Consider the following 354-nt stretch of genomic DNA (forward strand, 5'->3'; position numbering starts at 1 on the left):
TTGGCAATTTTACAGGCTTACTCAGCTTCTCGTTTGCCGCTGATAACTCAGCGCTCAATACCCGATTGGCAGCGTTCTCTTCCTTCTGGTATATTTCCAGCTCATCGATACGCTGTTGTGCCGCTTCCAGTTGCGTTATCAGTGCTTGGATTTTTTGAGCCTGAATTTCAACAACATTGACCGAACAAAATCCAGTTACAACTCGATATTCTTCTGGCTTTCCGCGCATGTTATGAGCTGTTAATTCGACATTGTGATATGCATACTTCAGCTCTTCGATGTTATTCATCAGCTGTTACCCCTCAGGCTTTCACGGAATTTCTTATGCCATTTTCTAGCGCGATTTTGTCTAGC

At 43.8% G+C, this 354-nt stretch carries 1 protein-coding gene; it reads right to left on the bottom strand.

The annotated features are described in order from the left end of the window. A partial coding sequence (locus tag AEP37_RS24110) for a hypothetical protein (protein WP_049615710.1) occupies positions 1 to 289 on the bottom strand: 289 nt, incomplete at its 3' end. Between the last annotated feature and the right edge of the window lie 65 nt (positions 290 to 354).

Source organism: Yersinia pekkanenii, from assembly GCF_001152565.1.
Taxonomy (GTDB): domain Bacteria; phylum Pseudomonadota; class Gammaproteobacteria; order Enterobacterales; family Enterobacteriaceae; genus Yersinia; species Yersinia pekkanenii.